Annotated in this window: 3 protein-coding genes; all 3 read right to left on the bottom strand. The window is 35.7% G+C overall.

The features are described from left to right. Positions 1-47: 47 nt before the first annotated feature. On the bottom strand, positions 48-392 hold the full coding sequence (locus tag ABZ857_RS43915) for a DUF1413 domain-containing protein (protein ID WP_357056856.1): 345 nt from the start codon (positions 390-392) through the stop codon (positions 48-50). Between the two features lie 207 nt (positions 393-599). Then, positions 600-1,838 (bottom strand): restriction endonuclease subunit S, encoded by a 1,239-nt coding sequence (locus ABZ857_RS43910; protein WP_357056853.1) that lies wholly within the window; start codon positions 1,836-1,838, stop codon positions 600-602. Then, positions 1,831-3,193, bottom strand: a 1,363-nt coding sequence (locus ABZ857_RS43905; RefSeq protein WP_357056850.1) for a type I restriction-modification system subunit M, incomplete at its 5' end; no start/stop codon positions are given. The genes ABZ857_RS43905 and ABZ857_RS43910, both read right to left, overlap by 8 nt.

The following is a 3,193-nucleotide window of genomic DNA, read 5'->3' as shown; positions in this document are numbered from 1 at the left end:
GTTATTATATAGTTAGAAGGATATTATAGGTTCTGTTGCGAAGTTTTTTAAAGTGTTTTTTTGTAGATGGTAGTATTGGCAGAGTCTTTTTTTACATATTTTACTGCTCGAATACTTCCTTCATTGACTTCTTTTAGAAATTGTTTTCCTATTGATAGGCGTACTCCTTTAGGAATAGTTTCCCAATTTACAGATAATAAAGTTTTTAGTGAAAAGTTTGTGTCAGGTGGAAGTTTTTCAATTAGTCCAGTTATTTCGTTAAACCAATGAGAAAATTCGTGGTTTGGAAATTCTTTTTTAATCAGATATTGCTGGATAGAGAAGCTTCCTGCTTTTTTTAGCAAGGTTTCATACTGGGAATCAGTTAGGGTTAATTGGATATTCTTTGACATTTTAATTATGTCCTTTCATTTATATTCATATAAAGGATATCACATCCTATTTTGTTTGTCAATAAAACATTTTGTTTGTCAATAAAACATTTATATAAATGCTTTATTTTTTATAAATTTGTAAAAAACAGCCCCTATAATTATATCTTGTAAGTATAAGGGCTGTTTTTGGTTAATTTCTTAGGGGTTATTATCTAATTATAGACCCTAAACGAACATCTTTTGTAGAAATCCTTTTTTCTGCTCTTTGAGAAGATCTAGCTTACGCTGATGAAGAGCGATAGTGTCATCTAACTGTTTAAAGAAAGAGCCTATTTTTTGTTGTTCTTCAATCTTAGGTAGCTCTAGATTTAGATTAGAAACTGCAGGATAGTTAACATATATTTGCGTTCCCCCCTGAACAATTCGTTTAACTTTTTCTCTAAAAGGACCATTAAGTATGGTATATGCAAAATTAGAATCAAAGTTTTCTTTCGGAGAAATAATTTCAGTTCGTTGATTGATAACATATTCGTTATCTTTTTCTACCAGTAAAGTTCTTCCAATAATTGTTCCATTAGCAGTTTTATCATTTAGCACCATGGTGAGCTCTCCAGAATTAACAACTCGTCCATCTGTAATTTCATTTGATATTGCGCGAATATTTTGATCAACGTATTGGCTATTTAATCCATAGCTACCAATTGAAATAACTTTGTATACACCATATTTGTCAAAATACTTTTCAATAGCTGTTCCGCCTCTGTGATTAGCTACGTCAGATAACTTACGCTGTTCCCAATCGTCAGCAAACCCCGCAAATCGCAATTCAGGAACTTTTTCCCCATTTTTGGAGAACATTTTTTGTAAGTATCCTTTTTTCTGCTCTTTCAACAAATCTAACTTACGCTGATGAAGAGCGATAGTATCGTCGAGCCCCTTAAAGAATAATCCTATTTTAGTTTGTTCTATTTCACTAGGAACATAAACCTTTTGATCTTCGAGATCTGATTTACTTAGATTACCAATTGCCCCATTCCCACCAGAAACAAAAATGTTTATAAATTTACTATACCATGAAGAACTCATAATAGCATTTACAAATTCCGGTTTTTCAGCCCTTGCGACAAGCATAAATCCACCATGAACAGTATCATTTTCAATCCCTTCAATCAAAGCATGCTTACCAACTAAACGGCTAGATCCATTTGCAGAAGTGATAAGAATATCCCCATTTTTCACTTTGTCAATTTTAACTGCCTCTTTATTTACAAAGACATCGTCCGATTTAATTAAAAAAGTATCTTCTGCAATATTGGAAGAACGAAGAACCCTAATACCATATTTTTGGACATCGGATGGCTTATATGTTAAGCCCCGTCTTACTTCAGCTAAATTTGAGAACTTACGCTCTTCCCAATCATCCGTAAAACCTTCAAACCTTAATTGTGGACTCTTTTTACTCATCATGCCCACCTCTCAAAAGAAGACGCATCGAATCAATTAAGGCTTGATTCTCTTCACTTTCTGAAAAATCGTCAATCAACGATAAGAGCACTTGCTCTTGTTGAACTAATTCTTCATTGACCTTAAGGAGATTGGTATTTACTGCAACCAAATCAACCGGTTCCTCTTCCTCAAAGGTATCGACATAACGAGGGATATTTAAGTTAAAGTCATTTTCTTGGATCTCATCAAAACTTGCAACATGAGCATATCTTTCAATATCTTCTCGTTTTTTGTAGATAGAAACAATTTTATCAATATGTTCATCCAACAGGACATTTTTATTTTTTTGTTTTTCAAAATCTTGAGAAGCATCGATAAATAAGACATCACGATGAGAGCGGTTTTTCTTCAAAATAATAACCGTTGTCGGAATACTCGTTCCAAAAAAAATATTGGCCGGCAAGCCAATGACCGCATCAATGGCTCCCATTTCTAAAAGGGCTTGACGAATGGTTCCTTCTGCGGCTCCTCTAAAGAGCACGCCATGCGGAAGGACAATTCCCATTGTTCCCGATTCTTTCAAATGGTAAAAACCGTGAAGGAGAAAGGCAAAGTCAGCTTTAGATTTAGGCGCTAATTTTCCAAAACGCTCAAAACGAGGGTCAGAGAGAAACTGATCTGCCGCTGACCATTTTGCAGAATAAGGTGGATTCATGACTACGGAATCAAACTGATAAGGCTCTTCTGAGGGCCAATCGGCATCTAAAGTATCTCCGTTATTCAGGTTCATGCGTTCTTTATCCACCCCATGAAGAATTAAGTTCATACGTGCCAAGTTAAAGGTCGTTGTATTTAACTCTTGTCCATGATAGTGCACTTGATTTGGATTGATGAGATAGCGACGAATATTAAGCATCAAAGAACCTGAACCCATCGCAGGGTCATAGATATGAAAAGGTGCTCGAGATTCTTGGCCGATTGAAGTGATCTCTGACATGATGCGTGAAACAGCTTGTGGGGTATAAAACTCGCCTGCTTTTTTACCCGCACCTTCCGCAAACATCCCAATTAAATACTCATAAGCGTCCCCAATCACATCGCCATTGTGTTCAAATAAGTCAATCTCATCTAAAGCACGCAAGACCTCAGTAATCGTCACATTACGTTGTTGTGCATTTGAGCCTAATTTTGTGGAGTTTAAATCAATATCCGCAAACAATCCACTGAATTCTTCTCCTTGACGTTCCAACTCATTAAAACCTGCTTGTAAGTCGGTCAAGTTAAATTCATAGTTATCAGCTTTGAGGCGGTAGTGATAAAACAATTGATCGGGTTGGATAAAGTAGCCTTGTTTGGGTTGGATATTTTCGATT

Origin of the sequence: Microbispora sp. NPDC046933 (genome assembly GCF_040644635.1) — a bacterium.
Taxonomy (GTDB): Bacteria; Actinomycetota; Actinomycetes; order Streptosporangiales; family Streptosporangiaceae; genus Microbispora.
Note: the sequence above shows the minus strand (reverse complement) of the source record. Positions and strands in the feature narration are given on the sequence as shown.

Bases quoted from the DNA above. Each gene is read 5' to 3' on its own strand.
- ABZ857_RS43915 (WP_357056856.1), bottom strand. From the start codon at position 392: ATGTCAAAGAATATCCAATTAACCCTAACTGATTCCCAGTATGAAACC.
- ABZ857_RS43910 (WP_357056853.1), bottom strand. From the start codon at position 1,838: ATGAGTAAAAAGAGTCCACAATTAAGGTTTGAAGGTTTTACGGATGAT.